Annotated in this window: 14 protein-coding genes; 3 read left to right on the plus strand and 11 right to left on the minus strand. The window is 66.2% G+C overall.

The genetic code is table 11. From position 1 onward, the window contains the following. The first annotated feature begins 25 nt into the window (after positions 1-25). Together KA248_05745 and KA248_05750 are read left to right on the plus strand one after the other, a co-directional pair. Complete coding sequence (locus tag KA248_05745; protein ID MBP7829400.1) at positions 26-2,449, plus strand: xanthine dehydrogenase family protein molybdopterin-binding subunit; 2,424 nt, start codon at positions 26-28, stop codon at positions 2,447-2,449. A gap of 40 nt (positions 2,450-2,489) precedes the next feature. After that, on the plus strand, positions 2,490-3,704 hold the full coding sequence (locus KA248_05750) for a GAF domain-containing sensor histidine kinase (protein ID MBP7829401.1): 1,215 nt from the start codon (positions 2,490-2,492) through the stop codon (positions 3,702-3,704). A gap of 162 nt (positions 3,705-3,866) precedes the next feature. Here KA248_05750 and KA248_05755 read toward each other — a convergent pair whose 3' ends face one another. Continuing rightward, entirely contained in the window at positions 3,867-4,313 is a 447-nt protein-coding gene (locus tag KA248_05755) for a PIN domain-containing protein (protein MBP7829402.1), read from the minus strand. Further along, a complete protein-coding gene (locus KA248_05760; GenBank protein ID MBP7829403.1) occupies positions 4,310-4,609 on the minus strand; it encodes an antitoxin in 300 nt (99 codons plus the stop codon). Before KA248_05760 ends, KA248_05755 begins: the two co-directional genes overlap by 4 nt. Positions 4,610-4,769: 160 nt before the next feature. On the opposite strand from KA248_05760, the gene KA248_05765 reads away from it, so the two are divergent. Further along, a complete protein-coding gene (locus KA248_05765) occupies positions 4,770-7,049 on the plus strand; it encodes a right-handed parallel beta-helix repeat-containing protein (GenBank protein ID MBP7829404.1) in 2,280 nt (759 codons plus the stop codon). 16 nt (positions 7,050-7,065) lie between these two features. Here KA248_05765 and KA248_05770 read toward each other — a convergent pair whose 3' ends face one another. The 9 genes from KA248_05770 to KA248_05810 form a co-directional block, all read right to left on the minus strand. Beyond that, on the minus strand, positions 7,066-8,445 hold the full coding sequence (locus KA248_05770) for a sodium:solute symporter family protein (protein ID MBP7829405.1): 1,380 nt from the start codon (positions 8,443-8,445) through the stop codon (positions 7,066-7,068). A gap of 7 nt (positions 8,446-8,452) precedes the next feature. After that, the gene (locus KA248_05775; GenBank protein MBP7829406.1) at positions 8,453-9,001 is read right to left on the minus strand and encodes an ORF6N domain-containing protein; all 549 of its coding nucleotides are present in this window, start codon (positions 8,999-9,001) and stop codon (positions 8,453-8,455) included. A 7-nt stretch (positions 9,002-9,008) separates the two neighbouring features. Beyond that, positions 9,009-10,286 (minus strand): UDP-N-acetylglucosamine 1-carboxyvinyltransferase, encoded by a 1,278-nt coding sequence (gene murA / locus KA248_05780; protein ID MBP7829407.1) that lies wholly within the window; start codon positions 10,284-10,286, stop codon positions 9,009-9,011. Between the two features lie 46 nt (positions 10,287-10,332). Beyond that, positions 10,333-11,145: a hypothetical protein gene (locus KA248_05785; GenBank protein ID MBP7829408.1), complete on the minus strand. Its 813-nt coding sequence runs from the start codon at positions 11,143-11,145 to the stop codon at positions 10,333-10,335. Next, positions 11,142-11,915, minus strand: coding sequence for a hypothetical protein (locus KA248_05790; GenBank protein MBP7829409.1), 774 nt, complete (start codon positions 11,913-11,915; stop codon positions 11,142-11,144). Before KA248_05790 ends, KA248_05785 begins: the two co-directional genes overlap by 4 nt. A 118-nt stretch (positions 11,916-12,033) precedes the next feature. Then, a complete protein-coding gene (locus tag KA248_05795) occupies positions 12,034-12,417 on the minus strand; it encodes a four helix bundle protein (GenBank protein ID MBP7829410.1) in 384 nt (127 codons plus the stop codon). A 29-nt stretch (positions 12,418-12,446) separates the two neighbouring features. Continuing rightward, a complete protein-coding gene (locus tag KA248_05800) occupies positions 12,447-20,618 on the minus strand; it encodes a hypothetical protein (protein MBP7829411.1) in 8,172 nt (2,723 codons plus the stop codon). Positions 20,619-20,646: 28 nt separating this feature from the next. Beyond that, positions 20,647-21,837, minus strand: a complete 1,191-nt coding sequence (locus KA248_05805; GenBank protein MBP7829412.1) for a hypothetical protein — start codon at positions 21,835-21,837, stop codon at positions 20,647-20,649. Between the two features lie 94 nt (positions 21,838-21,931). Then, positions 21,932-22,808 (minus strand): hypothetical protein (locus KA248_05810; GenBank protein ID MBP7829413.1); only part of this gene is annotated, 877 nt, incomplete at its 5' end.

Here is a 22,808-nt window from a genome sequence, read left to right on the forward strand (position 1 = left end):
ATCGAAAAAGTTTTGGAGGCCCATCATGACCGCCATGAAATTTGTCGGACAATCCGCCACGCGAATCGACGAGCGGGAAAAAGTCACGGGCGCGGCCCGGTTCCTGGACGACCTGGATTTCGGTCCGGGCCTCCTCCACGCCGAGGTGGTCGAGAGCCCTCACGCCCATGCCCTGATCAAGCGCATTGATGTCTCGCGCGCGAAGAAGGTGCCCGGCGTCGTCAAGGTCGTGACGGGCAAGGACTTCCCGTACACGTTCGGCCTGTACATGCAGGACCGGTTCATCTTCGCCCGCGACCGCGTGCGGTTCGTCGGCGAGCAGGTCGCCGCCGTGATCGCGCGCGACCCGGTGACGGCCAAGCGCGCCGCCCGGCTGGTCAAGGTCACCTACGAGCCCCTGCCCTTCGTCCTGGACCTGAAGGAGGCGTTGAAGGAGGACGCGCTGCTCGTCCACCCGGAGCTGAAAAACTACGGCCACTGCGCGTGGTTCTTCCCGGTGCCGGACACGAACATCGCCCACTGGCGCAAGACCCGGAAGGGCGACATGGACGCGGGGTTCCGCGAGGCGGACGTGGTGCTCGAAGACACCTACACCGTGCCGCGCTACGCGCACTGCGCGATCGAGACGCACTGCATCGTCGGCCAGTGCGACCTCTCCGGCCGCCTGACCCTCTGGTCGAGTTCGCAGTCGCCGCACACCCAGCGGCACGTCTTCGCGGCCGCGCTGGCGCCGCTCGGGCTGAAGCACCAGGACATCCGCGTCATCACGCCGTACGTCGGCGGCGGGTTCGGCGGCAAGGCGGGCGTCTCCATGGAGATCATCGCCGCCGCGCTGGCGCTCGCGGTCAAGGGCGCGCCGGTCAAGGTCCGCTGGACACGCGAGCAGGAATTCTACAACACCTACCAGCGGCAGGGCGTGATCGCGCGCATCAAGATGGGCGTGAAGAAGGACGGCTCGATCACCGCGATCGAGCACACGCTGCACTGGGACGCGGGCGCGTACGTCGAGTACGGGGCGAACGTGGTCAACGCCGTCGGGCTCTCCGCCACCGGCCCCTACCGCGTGCCGAACGTGAAGATCGATTCCGTCTGCGTGTACACCAACCTGCCGCCGGGCGGGCCGTACCGCGGGTTCGGCTACTCCGAGTTCATGTTCGGGCTCGAGTCGCACATCAACCGGATCGCCAAGATGATCGAGCTGGACCCCGTCGAGTTCCGGCGTCGCAACGCGATCCGCGAGGGCGACACCCTGCCCTACGGCGCGCACATGAACCCGTGCGCGCTGGTCGAGGCCATCGACAAGACCGCCGCGGAGATCGAGTGGGGCAAGCAGGAGGAATCCGCCTCGCCGAACAAGGTTATCGGCAAGGGCTTCGCGTGCTTCTGGAAGGCGCCCGCCATGCCGCCCAACGCGGCCTCGGCGGCGTTCCTGAAGTTCAGCGAGGACGGCTCGCTCAACATCAGCGTCTCCGGCATGGAGATCGGCCAGGGCTACCTGACGGTCATGGCGCAGATCGCCGCCGAGGTGCTCACCGTGCCGCCGGAGAAGATCCGCGTCGAGACGCCGGACACCGACCGCAACGCCTACGAGTGGCAGACCGTCGGCTCGCACGTGACCTGGGGCTGCGGCAACGCGGTCAAGGCGGCGGCCGAGGAGGCGCGGGCGAAGATGATCGAGGTCGTCCACCGCGTCCACGGGTTCGCGAAGGAGGACCTCTACCTCGAGGACGAGCGCGTGAAGTGCCGCACGAAGCCGGACTTCGCGCTGGCGTTCAAGGATTTCGTCATCAACGGCATCCAGACGCCGCGCGGCAATTTCCTCGGAGGACCGATCCTGTCCAGCGGGATGTTCATGCCGGAGTTCACTTCCGCGACGGGCGACCCGGAGACCAGCCAGGGCGGCCACCCGAACGTCCATTACACCGTCGGCGCGGCGGGCCTCGTGCTGGAGGTGGACAAGGAAACCGGCAAGATGCGCGTCCTGAAGGTCGTGCTGGCCGTGGACGTGGGCCAGGCGATCAACCCCGACCTGGTCAAGGGCCAGGTCGTCGGCGGGATGCTGCAGGGGCTGGCGACGGCGCTCTACGAGGACATCCGCTACTCGCCGGCCGGCAAGCTGCTGAACCCGAACTTCACGGACTACAAGATCCCGACCGCGCTGGACCTGCCGGACCGGATCGTGCCGATCATCATCGAGACCCCGCAACCGGACGGCCCGTTCGGGGCGCGCGGCGTGGGCGAGCACACGATGATCCCGTCCGCTCCAATCGTCGCCAACGCGATCGAGGACGCCACGGGGTTGCGGATCAAGTCGTTGCCGTTGACGGCGGAGAAGGTCGCGCTCGAACTGCGGGGCCTCCGCTACGACGACGTCAAGGGCGAGACCATGGGCCTGTGCTTCATGGGCGATCCCCAGCAGTACGCGTTCTTCGCCAAGGGCAAAGCCTGATTCCGGCGGCCCTCGGGCCGCCGGTCCGCGGGAGCGGGATATGACGGGACCGGACAGGCCGGAGAACATCTACGAGGCGCTGCTGCGCGTCAGCCTGGACATCAACGCGCGGCTGGAACTGAACGAGGTCCTCGCGGGCGTGATCCGGCACACCCGCCTGCTCCTGGATTGCGAGGACGCCAGCCTGGTCCTCTGGGACGCCCGGCGCAGGCAGTTCGAGACCGGCGCCTCCACGACGCGCATCGGCGACACCGTGGCGGCGCGCGTGCGGCAGAGCGGGGGCGCCACCCGCTGGATCGTGGACCACGGCGAGCCCTGCGTCGTGCCCGACACCCGGAAGGACCCGTTCACGGCCAACCCCATCATCCCCGAGAACGGGATCGGGGCCTACGCGGGCGTGCCCATCCGGCAGGGCGACGAGATCCTGGGCGTGCTGTACGTCCTCTCGCGCCGGCCGCGCGGTTTCTCGGACGAGGAAGTGGAGTGGATGCAGGAACTCGCCGGCATGGCGGCCATCGCCATCCAGAACTCGCGCCTGATGGCCTCGCTGCGGGAACTGAATGAATTCAAGGACGCCTTGCGGCGCCTGGCCGCCCACGACCTGCGCCAACCCTTGAGCCCGGCCATAGGGTTTCTCGACCTTGCCCTCACCAGTTCCCCCGCCCTGCCGCAGGATCATCTCGCCCTGCTCGAGGAGGTCCGCAAGGCGCTGATGCGGATGCGCGACCTGGTGAGCGGCATCCTGGACTACGAGCGCATGACCGAGGAAGGCGAGCTGGCCTTGCAGCCCGTGGACCTGAACGCCTTGGCCGAGGAGGCGGTCCAGCCGCTCCGCGAGATCGCCGCGAGCCGTTCCCAACGACTGGAGTTCTGCCCGGCCGCCGTCATCCCGACCGCGCAGGGCGATCCCGTGCTGCTCCGGCAGGCCATGGGCAACCTCGTGGCCAACGCGGTCAAGTACACGCCGGCGGGCGGGCACATCGAGGTGGCGACGGGACTCCGGGACAGCGAGGCCTTCTTCGAGGTACGGGACGACGGGCCGGGCATCGAACCGGAAGAGCAGAAGCGGCTGTTCCAGCCGTTCACCCGCCTCAAATCCGCGGGCGAGACCGAGGGCACGGGCCTGGGGTTGAGCCTGGTCCGGAAAATCATCGAGCGGCACGGCGGCCGGGTATCCGTCGACAGCGCCCCCAGCCGCGGCAGCGTATTCCGGCTGCACCTGCCTGGGGCCAAAGATACCTGCGCCGCTGAATAATACCATGTACGGGTGAGAGGCGGTACGAACGGCGTCGCAGAGCTCCGCCCTCCAGTTGCAGGAATCATGGAGGGGCGAGCTCCTGCGAGCCCGAAATCTACCCGCCTTCACCCGGATTTGGTATAATAACGCTCTCCGTGTGGGCGCCGGCGAGCGGCGCCCCTACGCGTCCTTCATCGGGTCCCAGACCCGCCGGAAGCCGAAGCCCTCGAAGTCCTTCACGTTGCGCGTGGCGAAGTCCGTGACGCCGTGATGGCGCAGGGTGAGCGCCAGGCGGAGATCGTAAATCCGTTTGTAGGGAAATGCCGTCTGCGCGGCTGCCTCCCAGATTTTCTTCATGAGGCCGGCCTGCGGGCCCGGGTAATCCAGGATAGCCCAGCGCCGATGGCCGCGGAGGTGCTGGATCACCTGCGCCGCCTCGGCGGCCGAGTAGGGCTGTCGGCACACCACCGGATTACGCAGCAAGCCGTACAATTCAAGCAACACCAGCTCGCACAACGCAAAGTCCGCTGATTCCACCACCGACGCGAGATACTGCCGGACCTCGATGTGCCCGCGGGACTCGGAATCCAACGCCATGAAAAGGATGTTCGTGTCGCAGGAAATCACGATGGATGCTTCTTTCTTGGAGACGACTTGTACCTGCCGCGCGCCTCACGAACCATTCCGCGCGCCTCATGGAGGTCATACCGCCAGTCGGGATTTTCGAAGAAGGCATCCCCTCCCAGCGGACGCGGATCCGGCAAACGCCATGGGCCCGGATCGCTCTCGACATCAGGGAAGCAACAAATCACCGCCTCCAGTGCCCGGCGCACCAACTCGGCAAGGGACCATTCCTTCTTCCGCGCCAACTCCTTGGCGACCCGATACAACTCGTCCGGCAACTGGACCTGCGTCTTAATCATGATGTAAATATTACATCTCCATCATTATAATGTCAATATCGCGGAGGCGCCTTCCCGCTTGGCAACGGAACACAATAAAAAGACTGGACGAGGACCGGAGGATTCCTCAATACTAATTGCGCGGCCGAATACTCAAACGCTTAAGCCATCAGGAGGGGCCATGAACAGCAATCCTGCGCGCAGAACCGCGGCCGAGGTGATTCGCCTGGTTTCGGGTGTGGGCTGGATGGCGCTCTGTGGACTTGGTTCCGGTCGCGCCGAAGCCGCCACCTGGCGGGTGCCGCAAGATTTCCCGGGCATCCAGGCTGCCGTGAACGCCGCCGCGCCGGGCGATACCATCCTGGTCCTCGGCCCCGAGGACGATTGGCATGACCCGGTCATCTACGAGGAGAATATCCTGGTGACCAAGCCGGTCACGCTGTCCTGGAACCGCGAGGCGGACGGGGGCTACATCCGGCCGATCATCCGGCCGCGCGACCGGCGCCGGCCGGCGGTGACGCTCGCCAACTCATCCAACATCGCCCTCATCGGTTTATGCATCCGGAACAAGGGCGGCGTCGGCGTATGGGCCTCCAACACCCGGAACCTTCTGATCCGCGATTGCCTCATTGAGGGGTGCGGGACAGGCCTGGGATTTGATGCCGCGAAAAACAAGGGGGCGCGGGACACACGCCTCTTCAACAATGACATCCGGAGTAACGCGCTGTACGGGATCTGCACAACGTGGAATCATCGCGGCGACTGGCTCCTGCAGCACAACCGCATCGAGAAAAACCGGATCGGCCTCCTGGCCCTGCCAGGCCGGCAGGCCTTCCCGGATCTCGCCTGCCGGATCCATGACAACGACGTGACGGGCCACGCGTACGCCGGGCTCTGGATCGCCTCCCCGCCCGGCCGCCTGGAGGTGCTTCGCAACCGGGTCCAGGGCAACCGGCCGTACGGCGCCGTGATCCACGAGGCCCGGTCGCTGCAACTGGCGAACAATCTGTTGATGGGCAACACCATCGGCTTGTGGCTGATCGAGGGCCGGCTCAAGAACAGCGCGCTGGCCGGGGAAGCGGCGAACAATGCCGCGCTCCGGAACAGCAGCGCGGGCATCCGGCTGACGCCCTGGCGGGGCGCGCGGAACCTCAAAGTGCTGAACAACATCGTCGCCTTCAACGAGGGACAAGGATTCGCGGTCCAGGGCCGCCCTTTCCGCGGCGCGCTGGCCTATAACGACTTCTTCCAGAACGCCGGCGGCCATTTCGGCGGGCTGGCCGCGAACGCCCTCGGACGGCAGGGGAACATCTCGGTGGACCCGGAACTCATCGCCAACACGGGCGACCTGGCGGGCAACTACCATCCGGGGCCCGCCTCGCCCTGCCTGCAGGCCGGCGAGCCCAGCGCGCCCTACCGAAATTTCGACGGCACGCGCAATGACATGGGCCTGTACGGTGGCCCCGCCCGCCAGCCGGTCATGGGCTGGGCCATGGGACACCGGGGCCTGGCCGCCCTGTACGTGGACCACGGGCGCGGAGACATCATGCAGGTCCACAGCAACCTTCACGGGATCCTCTGCCGCGCCAACCCGTTCAACGGCGGCGCGTGGATCGCCACGTTTTCAAACAGCTTTCTTAACGCCACCGGCCAGGTCATCGCGGTGGACGGCCAGGGCCGCGAACTCCAGCGCTTCTCGGGCTTTGACCCCGCGCAGGATGTCTGGCAGAACGTGGAATTGTCCGTGGACCCGCGGGACGGATCGTGCTGGGTGGCCGAAACGCGCCAGCCCTCCTGGCAGCCCACCATCGGCCGGCTCACAAAACTGACGCTGGACGGCCGGGTCGCCGCGGAACTGTTCATCCCGGACTTGACCGATGTCGAGGTCGTGCGCGCGGACGGCCTGGTGGCGGTCTCCTGCGGCGACACGCAGGCCGTCGTGCGGTTCTACACCTCCGCGGGCCTGCCGGTGGCCTCCGCCACCGTCTGCGCGGACACGCCCATCGGGCTGGCCGTGGATACGCAGGACAACACGCTGGTGCTGGCCGGCTATGATCATTGGGCCCGCCTGTCCCTGGACGCGCCGGGGACCGTATTAAGCGTCGGGCCGGGTTCGAGCGCGCCGGCCACCGCCTCCGTGACTGTGGACCCGCGCGGCGGGAACATCCTGGTGACGGCCTTCGCGGAGGACGCCAGCCGCACCTCCCTCCACACCCCGGCCGGCGACGTGTTGAGACGCTACGACATACAGGACCGCAACGGCGAGACCATGCTGTCCAGCGGCTGCGACGTGGACCCCTACAGCTCCTTCTTTCTCGGTTACAGTTGGCTGTGGGATGAGCGCCGGGGTAATTGGTTTGACGGCATCGCGTTCCTCGATCCCGACCTGGCGGAACCGGTCTCGCTCCTCGATTTCCGGGGCAACAGTTTGTCCCTGCTGCGTCCGCGCTTCCGCGAATGAGCCGGCCGGCGGGCCGTCAATCCTCCGGCCCCGTCAGCACGTCGATCCGGTGCATCGCGCTGAACGCGACCAGGTTGGCGACGACGCCGATCACCAGCCCGTCGATCCCCTGCGGGTCCTTGAGCAGCCAGTGCCATATCGCGAGCGCCGCCACACCGCAGAAGGCCCCGACCAGGAAGGTCTTCCGGTTGGCTTTCACCCCGAGGATGGTCGCGACCAGCGGCACCAGGACCACCGGCGCCCAGAAGTTGTACGTGAACAGGAGGATGTCGAGCACGTTGTCTATCTTCATCGCGAAGACCACGGCGCCCAACCCCACGAGGAGCGTCGTGATTTTCGCCACGTGCATGCCGTGGCGGTCCGATAACTCGGTTTTGCGCAGGGGATTGATGACGTCACCGATCAGGGCCACCGACGCGGCATTGAGAAAAGAGTCTGCGGATGACATCACGATGGAGATCACGCCGGCAATGACCAGGCCCTTCAGCCCGACCGGGAGCAGCGTGTTCACGACGAACGGCAGGGCCTGGTTGGAATCCAGGTCCGGCTTGATCGCCACGGCCACGAGCCCGAGCAGGCCGGTGATGGCGAAAAAGGGGATGGAAAACAGGCCCGCGTAGAGCGAGCCCTCCGCCGTGGCCCGGGCGTTCTTGCCGATCAGGAGCCGCTGGACATAGGGCGGCACCAGGGTTTCGCCCAGCATGAAAGAGAGAAATAGCGAGACCAGCGCGATGGGCGTCATGTGTCCGTTGAACAGGCTCAAGTGACCGGCAGGGACGGCCGCTTCCAGGGCCGTGAACCCGCCCACGTGCCGAATGCCGATCCACAGGGCCAGCGGCATGCCCACGCCGAGCAGGACGAACTGCAGCACGTCCGTCAAGACCACGGCGCGCATGCCCCCGACGGTCGAGTAGGCGATCACGATGCCGCAGCCGATGGCGATCCCGGCTTCGCGCGAGACGCCCAGGAAGGTATTGAAGACCGCGCCCATGGCGCCCACCTGGGCCCCCGTGATCCCGGCGCAGACCAGCACGCCCAGCACGCCGGTGATCACCTGGCCGGTCTTCCCGTACTGGCGGCGCATGATGCCGCCGACGGAGATGCAGTCCCGGAACGCCCCGCTGCGCGGCGCGACGTAGGCCGCGATGAGCAGTTCCTTGAAGCTGAAGCCCCACAAGGCCACGATGTTGGCGATGCCGAAAAGGAACACCTTGGCCGCGTTGCCGCTGGAGAACCCGCCGCCGATGAACGACGCCGCCAGCGTGGCGAAGATGACCCACGAGGAGTAGCTTCGATGCACCACCGAGTAGTCCTGCAGGGTCCGGATCCCCCGCCCGGCCCACAAACCGACCACCAGCACGACCACCAGGTACGCCACCACAATGACTTGATCCAACACGGGGTTATCTCCTTCTGTTGCGCGCCGTGTACGCAGCGCGAGCATCCCGAATATGAAAACCGATCGGCTTGCGCGGCGGGGCCGGGGGATTCATCAGTTCCCGCAGCGCGTCGAAGACCGCGCGGAACTGCTTGTCGTATTTCCTTTCCAGGTCCTCCAATTTCCGGGCGAGGTCCGCGTGCGCGGACAGCATCTGCCGCAGCCGGACAAACGCGCGCATGATCGCGATGTTCACCTGGATGGCGCGTGGGCTGTGAAGCACGGACGAGAGCATGGCCACGCCCTGTTCGGTGAAGGCATACGGTCTGGCCCGCCGAACTCCACCCCAACTTGAAGTCACAAACTGTGACTTCAAGATTGCAACCTCTTGCCGTGCAAGCTGAAACATAAAGTCAGCCGGGAATCTTTCCGCGTTTCTCTTGACGGCTTGCATCAATACCTTGGGCAGGACTCCGTACAAATCAGCCAGGTCGCCGCTCAACATCACCTTTTGTCCCCGCAGCAGCAAAATCTTCTGCTCAACGCGCTCGACGGGAACCAGATCCTTGCTCATCGCGGGATCATCCTTCGCGGACGATATCCGCGCCGAGGGCGCGGAGGCGCTCATCGATGCGCTCGTAGCCGCGGTCGATGACCTCGGCCTGGTCAATGACGCTCCGGCCCTTCGCGCAGAGGGCGGCGATGAGCAGGGACATGCCCGCGCGGATGTCGGGCGTGGTCAGGTGGGTGCCGTGCAGCGGGCAGGGCCCGCTGACGACGACCCGGTGCGGGTCGCAGGGAATGATGTCCGCCCCCATCTCGATCAGGCGGTCCACGAAGTACATGCGGCTCTCGAACATCTTCTCGAAAAACAGGACCGTGCCCTTCGCCTGCGTCGCAAGGACAATGGCCACGCTCATGAGATCGGAAGGGAACTGCGGCCAGGGCCCGTCCTCGATCTTCGGGATGGCGCGGCCCAGGTCCCGCTGCACGCGCCGTTTCTGCCTCGCGGGCAAATGAAGGTCGCCGGCCTTCGCCTCCGTCTCCACGCCAAGCCGGGCAAATACCCGGAGAATCACTTCCAGGTCGCGGAGGTTGCCCGGCGCGGACACGCGCAACTCGCCACGGGTGGCCGCGGCGGCGGCGAGGAAGCTGCCAACCTCGATCAGGTCGGGGCCTACCGTGTGTTCCGCGCCGCGGAGCGTTTTGACGCCCTGGATTTGCAGGCAATTGGTGCCCAGCCCCTCGATCCGCGCGCCCATCCGGACCAGCAGCGCGCCGAGGTCCGTCACGTGCGGCTCGCAGGCGGCGTTGAAGAGGGTGGTCTCGCCCTCCGCGAGCGTGGCCGCCATCAGCAGGTTCTCCGTCGCCGTGACGCTGGCCTCGTCGAGCAGGAAGTCCGCGCCGCGGAGCTGACGGCGGCGCAGGGTATAGCTCGTGCCGCCCTCGACGGCGATGCCCAGCGCGCGCAGGCCGTTGAAGTGCGTGTCCAGCCGGCGACGCCCGATGATGTCGCCACCCGGCGGCGGCAGCACGCAGCTCCCATGCCGCGCCGCGAGGGGCGCGGCGAGGAGAATGGAGGCGCGCACCCGGCGGCAGAGTTCAGGGTCCAGCCGCCGGCGGCGGATCGATCCGGCCTGGAGCGTAACCCGGTCGCGCTCGCGGGCCACCCCGACGCCCACGCCTTCGAGCAGGGCCAGCATGACCTCGACGTCGCGGATGTCGGGGACGTTGCGCAGCGTCACGGGCTCGTCGGTCAGCAGGCAGGCGGCCAGCATGGGCAGGACGGCGTTCTTGTTGCCCACCGGCCGATACTCGCCGGCCAGTTTCCTCTGGCCGTGGATGATGAACCGCGACATGGGGCAAGGATGAACGATGGAGGCGGCAGGATGAAGCAAAAAAAGACTAGAAAGGAAGCAGGCGCGCCGCCTTTCGCAGCCGCCGGTACATGAACCATTGAAGGAAGCCGCATCCCAGGACCAGGGCCACCAGCACGCCGGGCTCGGGCACGACGCCGGCTTGGTAGTCGTCGAAGGTCATCTGCTCGTCGAGCGTGGCCTCGAAAATCCCGGCCCCGAACATCGCCACGGAGGACCCGGAGGCCAGGTCGGCGGTGATTTCCCCGTAGGTGTCGGCGTCGGAATTATAAACGCCCAGCGTAAACGAGCCGCTGACCGTGGACCACGAGACGCTGTACTCCAGGTCGGAGTCTCGCAGGTCGTCGTCGCCCAGGTCAATGTAGGCATAGTCCGCGCCGGCGTTGGTGGAAAAGTATATCCGGGTGGCGTCGAACTCCTCCCCGTAGTCGACGCCGAAGCGGAGGATTTCGTCCGTGTCGAACGAGGAGTCATCGGTCGAGGTGCGCAGGTTGAAGCCGCAGAAGGAACCGATCCCGGAGCCGTGGTTGGCCAGGAACGTCCACTGGCCGACCGCCAGGCTGTTGGAGAGGCCGCGCCCGACGGCATACGTGCCGCTCAAGCCCCAGGAATAGAGCCCGTCCAGCGGCGCCAGGTTTTCGACGTACATGGAGCCGGGCGAACCGACTTCCAGGTTGACCCACTCCGTGAACCCCAGGCCCGGGTTGTCGCCCGGATTCCATCCGGACGGATAGGGATCGTTGTCCGCGTTGTCGGACGCCACCGGGTCGGCCCGTGCCGTGCCCGCGGCCAGCGACAGCGCGGCCAGCAGGAAGGCGATCCTGTGGGCGGTGGGCGTCATTCCACGTGCATCTTGTACGCGCGGGGCGAATTGGTCATGGGGATATACAGCGAGGTCCAGCCCCCGTCGCCCTCGACGACGCCCGTGCCCAGGGCGCCGCCGTCGGAGGTCGAATAGACACCCGGCGACCAGGTATCGCCCGGATACGTCGGGACCTGGTAGGCCTCGTAGAGCCGGTATACCTTGCCGGGCACGCTCAAGAATTGAATCAGCCACCAGCCCTGGGCCGAGAGGCGCGACCGCTCGAGGAAGAAATAGTCGTAGTCCAGGAACGCGAACGTCCCCGCCCGGTACTCGTCCCCGTTCGGCACGCCGTCCCCGTCGAAGTCGTCCTCCGCGTGGATGTCCGCCACCGACGCGATCGCCGGGTTCGTCGAGAGGTCCACCAGCCACTGCTCCCACTCGTCCGGCAGCCCGTCCCCGTCCGAGTCCGTCCCCGCCGTCACGTTCACCAGGATCAGGTCCCCCGGCTTCGTCACCGCCGGGATCGAATTGGTCTCCAGCAGCGTCCGTTCCCCCCAGGAATCCTGGACCACGATGGTGACGACCTCCCCCGTCCGCACCGCCGTCCCCACGTACCGGTTCGTGTCCCGCCCGTCGTCCAGCGGCGCGTACAGCGCGAAGTTCACCCCCGGCGACAGCGATCCGTTGATCTCCTGCTCCGCGATGTCGTTCGTCCCCCGCCGCAACAGCACCGTCGCGTCCCGCATGTACGGCCATCCGAAATCGTCCAGCGCCTGGCCGTAATAGACGACCATCGGCTGGGGCATGCCGGAAAACGAGGAACGAGGAACGAGGAACGAGGAACAAAGAAGGACAAGGAACGCGGAACGCGGAACGAAAAGCCGGGAGAACCTGTTCCATGAAATCTTGCTAAGGCTCACAACCCTACTCCTTCCGCTTCTTCCTTCTCTTCACCGTATTAACCGAGGACACGAAGATGGCCATCAGCTCGTTCGTCTCCTCAATTAAACCGCGCATTCGCTCTTGGACAACACGGCCGCTGCCCACCAGCAAGTCCATCCAGTAGTCCGTCTCCTCGAGTTCCTGCAGGCCGCCTTCCATCTTACTGATGAACTCGGCATCCGATCTCGCGCGGGAAGCTTCCCGATGGTGAGCGCCAGGCGAGGTTCCGCTGTTCAGCACTTGTCTTCCAAGGACTTGAGCTACACGATCGTTTTGCGGCAACGCGCAGTACATCTCAATGATGTCCAACGAGTACTGCCGCATACGCTTCTTCAGATCTCTTGGCTTCTCCTCTTCCCCGTTCATCGTTCCTCGTTCCCTGTTCCGCGTTCCCTTCATTCACCTGCTATCGAGTACGTCTGGAAGAAGATCTTGATGTCCTTGATCCCGTTGCCCGAGCCGTCGCCGTGGATGAACCGCTCGATCGCCAAATCGGGGTCGGCCAGCAGCGTCCGGCCGGGAATGATCAGCAGCCACCGCGTGTTCCACACCGACCGGCCGACCAGCCGCCCGTTGTTGTGCGTCTCGTCCTCGTCGAACTGGCCCTTGTCGTGGTACGCGCGAAGCGAGGCAAACCGGCGGATACAGGCCAGCGGCTCGGCCAGCGAGTCCATGATCGGCTGGTAGTCCGGGTTGTCGATGTCCATGCCGCCCACGTCGTACGGCAGCGGCATCGCCTGGTCCAGCACCTTCCAGTTCCGCGTCTCCAGCCCCTCCCGCGTCGGCGAGCGCATGACGTCCTGCCCCACCGGGACCAGGTAGACCCGCGGCTCGTTGGCCAGGCCCCCGCCCGTGGTGTTGGTGTTAAAGGTGACGTTGTACCCGGTGAACCAGATACCGGCGGACCGGATCTTCGTGGCCTGGTGCGTCGGGTCGTAGGCGTTGTCCCCGCCCGCGAGGTCATGACCAAAGTAGTTCTTCCCCGCCACGATGAACGTCGAGAACGGGATCACCAGGGCCGGCTCCGCGTTCGTGGAATCGCTGAACGGGATGCAGTACCGCTTGAACTCCGGCACGGTGCGCAGATCCTCTTTGACGTGATCCTCCAGCACCTGGGCCCACGTCCCGTCGCTGGCAGCCGAGGGCGAAATACGGAAACACTCCTGCCGCAGGGAAAACCGGCTGGTCTCCGTGTCCGGGTTGTTGAAGCCGAAGCGGCCCTTGACCACGTCCCAGTCCGCCTTCATCCGTGCCATGATGTCCGCCAGGCCCGGCTCGCCTTCGTCAATACCCGTCTCCGGCTCGCCCAGCCACACGTAGAACCGGCCGGGCAGCCGCGCCTTGACGATGTCCTCCAGGAACTCGCTGCCGGGCGTCAGCTGCGCATCGGAGTCCAGCAGGCCCGTCTCGTAGTCGTAGGCCTTGGCGGCCAGGTAGACGTAGCGCGCGGCGAGATCGAAGGAATCCTTGTACCGCCGCAGGCCGTCGTCGCGGAAGATGCGGAAGGCGAGGTCCTGGTAGCGGTTCATCTGGATGCGCTGCGCCGCCCGCGCGCGCACCTGCGCCCGCTGGACCAGCAGCAGTTCGCCCTCGGCGAGAAGTTTTCGCACCTGCTCGACCTGCTGCGCCAGGGCCTGGACCTGCTCCATGAGCTCCGCCTGCTTGACGTACTGCTCCTTGAGCTTGGCGAGGGTCTCCATCGTCCCCCAGTGCAGGATGTCCTGGTACTCGTTGTTCTTGAGCAGCGTCTCGAGATCGGCGTCCCACTGCGCCTGCTGCAGCTCGCGGGAGTCAATGCCGGTCTCCTTGCCCAGGTTGACGAGCACCTTGGCCCACTTCGCCGCATCCGCCCAGGCGTATGCGATCTCGCGAGGCGCCGACATCGTTCCAAGAAGATCCTCCACGCCCACCCATCCATCGAACACGGTCGGAGAGAACGACGCGGCGCCCTTCGCGTTGGCCTCCACTATTTCCGCCACTACATTCGCGATCTCGGACGCGATCTTCAGGCCGGCAATGACTTGGGCCGTCTTCTTCTGGCCCGCGATATTCGCCACGGCGTTCGACCATTCGTTCGGGAACCGGCTGTAATCCGCCTGGCGGTGTTCCATCTCGACTTCCAACTCGTATAGCGTCTGGTTGTACTCGGCCAGCTTGGCCTCCAGGGCGTACCAGCCCTGGATCATCTCCGAGAGGGCCATCTGCAACTCGCCCTGCGCGGGCCGGCGGCCGGTCCAGGACGCCGGCTTGACCTTCAGGCCGCTGTCGCTGATGTAGACCGTTGTGGTGCCGGCCACGGCGTACGTGTTCGGGTCATGGTTCGTCAGGATGAGATAATCCTCGTAATTCACCCCGGTCCACGAGACGCCGGCCGTGAACTGGTAGTCATAGAGTGTCACCTGCATCGGCTGGCCGGTGGGCGCGCTGTGAACCAGGCTCTCGAGATCAAGGATTTGCCAATTGATCAAGTCGGGCCCTGAATAGCCCTGGGGATAGGTCCCGGAGGGCCCGATGTCATCGGGGTACGGATAGCCGTAAATCTCGATCAGCCGGTTGTGGAACTCGGTTTCGTTCTCCGCGAGCTGCTCCTGCAGCTCGTACACGGAGTCGAACTGCTCCCGCATTTTCAGCGTCGTGTTGCGCGCATAGTCGAAGGCGACGCAGGCGTTGTACAGCGCCTGCATAGCCCGGTCGTAGATCTGCTCGAAGTGCGTCTGGCCCTCGTCAATATCCGTCGGGCTGATGTCGAACGGCACCACGTCCCGCGCGACGCCCATCGGGTTCATGCCCCGGTCGGCGTTGTCCATCTGTACCTGGACCTGGTGGAGGCCATTGGCGATCTCGTCGAGCTCGGGCACCGTGGTCCGGTCAATCTTCTGGATGCCCTCGGGCGGCTGGTCCGCCCCGCCGACCTGGGTCATGTTGGTCAGCCGGTCGAGCAGCAGCGAGTTGGCCACGGCCCAGTCGTACAACGCGCCCTGCCCCGCCCGGCTCGCCCAGCCCGCCAGGCCCCACGCCCGGTTCGTGTTCGAATCCCGGTAACCCGGCCACCGGACCGTTTCATCCTCCGAGTACGCCATCCGGTAGGCCCGGTTCACGATCTCCACGCCCGTCCGCGCCTTCGCCGCCGCCCCTTCCGCAAACTTCTGCTCGTCGAAGAAGTCCGTGCTCACCGGCGCGTTGCCCAGCAGCGTCGCCCCCGGCTCCGTGTGCCATGCGAAGTTGGTGTTCGACAGCAGCTCGTAGTAACCCGACAAGGCGCTCAAGTAATGTCCCCACGCGTCGCCGTGCCCCTGCGGGTACAGCCGCTTGGCGTCCTCCGCCGTGATCGTGCCCACCGTGCTCGTCGGCGAGCCGCGGATGTTGTAGCTGTAGGCGTACGCCGCCTCGCCCCCGTTGATCCCCGCGGTGAAGTTCCAGATCAGCCGGTTGTAGATCGGCGAGGTCTCCACCGACGGCTCCAGCGTGTCGTCCCGGCCGCGCAGCAGCGCCAGTTCCTCCTGCAACAGGTTCGGCATCTGGTTCATAAAGCAGAAGAGGCTCGTGGCGTCCGCGCCGTGCTCGTCCTCGTACAGCTCGCGCGGGAAGGCGATGGTTGGGTCCTGGGCGTCGGCGTACGCCTCGTTGCCCAGCAGCATGTACAGGTCCAGCAGCTTGCTCGCGGCGAACAGCAGCGTTTCGTTGTCCCCGCTGTCGCTGATCCCGGCCCGGATGCTGAAGTCCTCGGCGCGGTTGAGCACGGTCCGGTAGACAGGGATCAGCCCCGCCTCGCAGGCGGCCTGGAGGTTGAGCGCGATGTCCCCCTCGTACGGCGCGCCGGCCAGGCTGATCATCGTCGCCCGCGTGTCCACGGAGTTCGCCAGCATGTTTTCCAGGCACTGCTCGAACGGGTTGATCCCGTCCATCACCCGCTGGACCCAGCCGGGAGCGAGGTTGTAGGTCCAGTCGCTCCAGTTCGTGCCGGCCGGCCCGGTCGGATCGATGCGCCGGTACCGCATGGCGAAGTAGTGGTCCGCCAGCGTGAACGGGCTGGCCCCGGCGATCGTCACCTCGTTGGTCGCGGGAATGACATCCGCGCCGTACGCGTTCCAGGTCGCGAAGTTGGTGTTGGGGATCAGGCCGCCCTCGGGCTCCTCCCAGCGCCACTGGAACTCGTAGTCCTCCAGTTGCCCCGCGAAGTCCGGGCTGGCGCGCAGGGTGAGTTGCTCGTCGAGCACGTCCTCGGGCTCGAGCACCTCGATCGCCCCGCTGTACAGTTCGGGCACGACCTGGATGATCTCCAGGCTGATCGGCAGGCCTTCCGGGACCTGCTGGCCGTTGGTGCTGTTGTTGAACGCCAGCGTGACGTAGCCCAGTCCGTTGCTCAACCCCGCGTAGAGCGCCGCGTTGACGTACGGCCCGTTCGGCTGGATCAAGGTCAGACCCTGCGGCAGGGCGTTGACCGCCGCATTCCAGGCCTGGACCGTGTCGGTATCCAGCCCCGCGGCGACGCCCTGCGCCTGCGCCTGTTCATATTCTTCCAGCAGGTTCAGCAGCAGGTAGGCGTCGCCGGTCAGCGGCTGCACGAGCTGACCCTCGATCATCAACTGGCCGTACGAGCCCTCGTCGGGGTCATAGTAGATCCGGTCGTACAACGACGGCGGCAGGCCCGGGAAGCGCACCTTGCTGCTCGTCAGTTCCCGCGCAGCCACGTCGCTTTCGATCATGGTCTGCACGACCTGGTTGCTCAAGTTCGCGCCGTGCTCCACAACGGGATCGAACAGGGTTACCGAGGGGCCCGCGTTGGTCTGCACGGACTGCTGGTAGACCACCTCGACGCTCAACTGATCCCAGATATCCGGCAGCCCGTGCGTCGGCGTGGTCAGCGTCTGCGCGATCTTCAGTTCGGGCACCTCGGCCGGCCAGGAAATCGCGTAGGTCACCGTGACGGGGACGCCAGTGGTGCCGTTGGACTGCGACGGCGTCGGCAGCCACGGCAGCACGGCGCCCACGGCGGGCTGGTTCGACGCGGTGAGGTCCGGGAAGTAGAAGCCGGGCTGAATCTGGTAGGAGAAATGCATGAGCGCGTTGGCGGTCCCGCCGTCGTCGCCCGCGGAGCGCGCCCACCATTCGTCCTTGCGGTCGCGCCAGGCCGGCGGCTCGGTGTCGCTGTAGGTGTTCGCGCAGGGCGGCAGGGCCGCCAGCGGCATGGGCGGCAGGATCGGCAGCCCGGCCTCGAGGGGATACTCGAACCGGTACTGCAGGTTCGTGCGCGCCACGCCGAACAGGGACATCTTCGGCCGCGCGGTGTCGGGATCGAGGTAGTCCACCAGCACGAACGGCGCCGAGCTGGCCGCCGTGTTCAGGTCGTCGCGCAGCGCGTAGGCCACGCCGCCGAGCACCAGGGCGTGCTCCTCGTTCGGGTTGTAGCCGGGCCGCGAGGAATCGTTCTGGTAGTAGATGCTGTCGTCAGCCAGCACGGTGACCGTATCCGCGGGCGCCGGCCGCCCGGGCTGGACCCAGGCCGCCCCCAGGACCGCGCCGTCCAGGTTATTGGTGCCGCCGTCCAGGAGTACCGCGTCGTCGACGCCTCGCTCGAACGGGTAGTACGCCACCAGGTGCTCCTCGGTCCCCTGCAGGCGGGAAAGCCACAGGCCCCCGATATCGCCCGCCGTCCGGGCGACGCTCCAGACCCGCACCTCGGCCACGCGCCCGTCCAGGTGGTTCACGTTCATCGCCGTCGCCGCGCCGATGACAAGGTTGCTGTCGCAGGGGTTGAGCGGGAGCGTGCCGGCGGCCTGCTGGGCGGCCAACCGGCCCCCGAGGTACCCGGCCATCACGCCGCCCACCTCGTAGGTCACGGCCGCATGAATCCATTCCCCGGTGACCAGGGTGCCCCACGTCAGCGTCTGGGCGTTGTGCTCCGCGTCCATGAATACCGCGGTGAGCGAATCGTCCGACGTGCCCAGGCTGAAGCCGGCCGCGCCGACGCCGGTCGAGACCATGGATACGATGGCGCGGCGCCCGGCGATCGAGTCGAGCCGGAACCACGCCTCGACCGTCAGCTCGTTTTCACGCTGGAACAGCGGGCTGTTGGGAACCGCGACGGCATCCGCGACGCCGTCGAAGTCCAGCGCGTCGTCGGTGTCCTCGATCTGGTCGCCGTTGCTGCCCAGGCCGCTGGCGATCACGATCTCGGGCATCCCCGTCGGCCACGCACAGGCGTACTGGCTGACCCACGAAGGATAGTAGACCGTCGGCATGCCGTCCTGCCGGCTCGGATTGGCCCACCAGACCTCCAGCGTGTTCGTGTTGACGGCAAAGACATAGGACTCGGCCTCCGGGTTTTCCTCGGTCGGGTAGTTGTACCGGTTGACGTTGTACCGGTTGCCCAACGGCTCATAGATGTAGCCGGGAAAGGCGGCGTAGTCCGTGTTCGGGTCCACCTGCCCGTAACACCATACCGCGCCGCCGTGCACCGCGCCGTGGTAGCCTCCGGCTTCGTTCAGCACGGTATCCCCCGTGCCCTCGTCGAACGTGTAGTTTGCGATCAGGCCCGCCTGGGAAGCCTGCTGGGTTTCGTACTGGTTGGCCTGGATTTCGCCCTCCGTCAGCGCCCGGCCCCAGATCCGCACCTCGTCCATCCGCCCGTGGAACAGGTTCGTCGGCTGATAGGTCGGCCAATGAATATCCGCGCCCAGGTAGCTGTAGGCCTGGCCCCCGTGATATTCACGGACGAAATTCGTCACGGTCCAAGACCGATCGTCCAGGTAAACGCGGAGCGTGCCGTTCGACGTATCATCGCCGCCCTCGAGCGTCAGCGCCAGGTACTGCCACTGGTTCGACGCCACGACAGCGGGGATCGTGCTGCCCACCCAATGACCGGGCACGTTCTTGTTCCACACCGCAAACCAGAGCCCCGCGCCGGAATGCTCCAGCACAAGAGTCGGGCCCTCGTTGCCTTCGGCATACAGCGTTCCGAAGGACGTCTCGGAGGGATTGATCCACAGGGTCAGCGTCCAGTCGGCCAGTCCGTCCAGCCAGCTCTTGGCCGCGACCACGTAATCGTTGGTCCCATCGAACTTCAGGGCGTGGGCCTCCTCGCCTGCGGGCCGCAGTTCCTCGCCGATGTCCCACGGCGTAGGGGCCAGGTCGAAATAGGTCGAGTCGGTATGCGAAACGGACTGGATCACCTCGAACCAGATGTCGTTGTAGGTTGTGTACTTCATCAGGCAGTAGCCCGGCTGGGTCATCATCAGCGACTTGCCGCTGGCCGAAAGCGCCGCGTGGAGCGCCGGCTCCATGTAGCCCATCAGTTCGCCCGTCAGCTCGGCCGGGACCAGCACGGCCGCGGTGGTCTGCGTGGAGCCGGAAATCACGCGCAACTGGGGATGCCGCGGCCAGTCGCAGGAGTACCAGTCCACCTCGAAGGGCCACAGCACACCCATCAGGCCGGTGTGCCGCCAGTAGATCTCGAGCGACCAGGGCTCGTCCGAGGTCTTCTTGATGGCGTACGCCCAGCCCTGCTTCGGCCCCGCGTGATCGAACCGGTAGGCCGTCTCGTTGATCCCAACGGTGATGTCGGCGTCGAGGTCCGCGTCGCCCTCGACCTCGCTCCAGTACGAATCTTGCGGCAGGAGGCGCGCGCCGATGTCCGCGGTCTGGAAGAGGATGTCCGGCTCCATCACCTGGACGACCTCGATCCCCTTCGGCCGGATCTGTTCCTTGTAGGTGCCGGTCTCGTAGTACTCGAGGATGAACATGCCCTTGATGTTCCGGGCGCGCAGTTGCTTCTGGTCGTCCACCCAGACCCCGCTGACCACGTTCGACGAGTAGTTGGTCACGCCGCCGGACACGTTGGTCGTCGTCTGGTACACCGGCCGGGTCACCTCGCTGCTGTAGTGGATCACCGGGAACAGGCCGTGAAGGCTGACCACGGGCGCGTCGTACGGCGATTCCGTCCAGAACAACCGCACGGGCCGGCCCGTCGGCACCGCGCCGACGAACACCACGATCCCGTTGGTCGCGCCGCTGGTCATGATCCAGTCGATCTCCACATTGTTCGGCTGCGCGGCGATCACCTGCTTTGTCGAGGGCACCCAGAACGCCCCGCCCACGGGGTCCTGGCACTCGAAGTAGGCCGCCGCGTTCTCCCCCACCCGCACGGCCGCGAAGTTCGCCGGCGGCACGTTCGTGTTGGCGCCCGGCGGGGGATCAATGATATCGCCCAGCGCCACGTCCGGCTTGAAGCCTTCCGCCGTCTGGCCGAACGAGGACCAGATCAATTGGAAGGCCGAGTTGGACGGCGCCACGGCGTTCGTGTTGCCCAGCGCGTGGCCCTGGTACAACGCCGTGGAGGCGTTGGTCCGCGCCTCCGACGGCCACACCCCGAAGTAATTCGAGTACGGCCCGCCGGAAGGATTGGGCTCCAGCCAGAGGTTGCGGAAGTCCGTGTCGAGGTTGAAGTCGGAAGAGAACGAGGAACGCGGAACGAGGAACGCGGAACAGACAAAAACGAGGCACAGGGAACGCGGAACGCGGGAAAGAGCCGCCGCCCTGCCGCGCTCCCGCTGGCCGCTTCCGTTCATCGTTCCTCGTTCCTCGTTTCGCGTTCTTTTACTTCACCCGCATGATGTAGCACAGGGCGTGGTACGGCGGCCGGTTCTCATGGGGCTGGTCGTTGCCGGCGTCGCCGGTGTAATACGTGTTGTCCGAATAGCTGACCCACACGTCGGAATACGCGCCATGTCCGCCCCAGGATTCGAATTTCCCCTCCCGGCGCGTGTGACTATGCTTCGGCATCTCGCCCGGCGTGAGCTGGTGGAACGCCTCGCCGCCGGTGGTATTGACGGGGTAATTCAGGCCCGCCCCCACGACGAACCGGTCGCGCAGGTCGGGGGTCGCATGGCCGTAGTACGTGCCCCCGTCGCAAAGGGCCCAACCGTCGGGTATCGCATTGGTGGCACCGTACCAGATGACAATGCCCCCGATCGGAATTGTGCCGTAGCCCGTGATCACGGAGGGAGAGGCCACCGCCAGGTTGTTACTGACCGTCACGGCGCCCGAGACCGTCATGGCCCCGGCAACCTTCAGGCTGTTGCTGATGGTCGTGGCCCCCCAAAAGACGGCGGCGTCATGGACCTGCAGCCCGCCCGCGGTAATCGTCAGGCCCCCGCTCATGGCCGCGGCCCCGTGGGCCTGGAAAACGCCCGAGGTCACCACCAGCCCGTCGTGCATCACCGCCAGGCCGTGCACGTTCAGCCCCCCCGAATTGATGACCAGCCCGTCGTCCACGGTGAACCCCTCCGTCGCCGACGAGGCGTCCGTCGCATGCTGGGCGTGGAAGGTGTACGGCGCGCTGACCAGGCGCTGCCGCGGGCTGATCTCCGTCGGGCTGCCCACGGGCCCCGCGGGTGTCTGCGTGATCATCAGGCCCAGGTACCGGTCCTCCTCCGCGAACGCGTCGCGCAGGTCGGGCACCTGGGGCGCCGGGTTCGTCACCGTCCCGCCGTCGTCCGTCAGCAGGATGTTGAAGATCCCGTCGTCCATGACGTGCAGCGGAAACGTCCGGCCCCATATCAGGTCCGCCGAATTGGTCAGCGTCGGGTGGTCCCAGATCCGAAACGTGATGTGGTAGTACCCGCCCGTGACGGGATTGCCCAGGTTGTCCGTCAGCTTGCCCTGGTAGTTGATCGCCGACGGCACGTCGCCGGAGAACGCGGGAAGCGGAACGAGGATCGCGGAACAGAGCAGGATGATCATCCCGCCGAAACCGCGCCCGTGAAATCGTGTTCTGGTCGTTTTCATAGCCACCTCTCTTCGCTCTCCGGACTGACCACGGATTTCACGGATGGTCGTTCCCATCCGCGTTATCCGCGTCATCCGCGGGCTCTCTCCCTCTTCATTGCAGTTCGTTGATCGTGCTGATCCGCTCGAGATAGAAATCGCCCTCCACCTGGATCGCCTGCGCCCGCAGGCCCGTCAGCGTCTCCCGGTACGTCCCCAGCGCGCTGTCCACGCCCCAGTACGGGTGATGCACCAGGTTCGTCGGCGCCTCCTCGAAATCCAGCGTGATCTCCCGCGTCACCGCGTAGGTCTCCACCGCGTTGGTGTACGCGTTGAAATCCCAGTCCTTGTTGTCGTGCATCGGGTGATAGCGATGCAGGAAGGGATTGGTCGGGTCGTCGTAGTTCACCGTGACCGTTCCCGTCAGCCGATTCGAAAAGGCACCGGTCAGCAGCAGCGGCGGCATCAGCGGGAAGGCCGCCGCGCTGATCCGGTTGGCCTCCTCCGCGTCCCCCGGCACGTCCGCCGCGTCCGCGAACAACGCGTACGTCCCGTTCGTGTGCGGCGCGTTCGTCAGGCTGCTGTCCCACGCCAGCACCACCTGCTGCAGCAACCACGCCTGGCCGAGGCCGTCCACGTGCACGACCAGGCGCATCGTCAGCGGCGCGGAGGTCCGCAGCAGGTTCGTCCCCGTGTAGGCCGGGGCGTTGACCTGGTCCAGGACGGCCGCGCCCACCCACAGGCCTTCGCTTTCGTGGTGGTCATCCAACTCCGCCCCCAGCAGGCCGGCCGGCTTCTCCGCCGTCACCGGCACCCGCACCAGCAGGCTCTGCGCCGTGTCTTCAACCTTGAGAAGGCTTTGGTACAGCGCCCCGTTCGTCCCCACCGGCACGTACGGCGCAAACTCCTGGCGTCGCACCCCGAGGCAGATCGTCCACGCCCCGCCCGCCGCCCCCGCTTGCGACAGCCCCCCCACGGGAAATTCGACCCAT

Source organism: Kiritimatiellia bacterium (assembly GCA_018001225.1).
Lineage (GTDB): Bacteria > Verrucomicrobiota > Kiritimatiellia > CAIQIC01 > JAGNIJ01 > JAGNIJ01.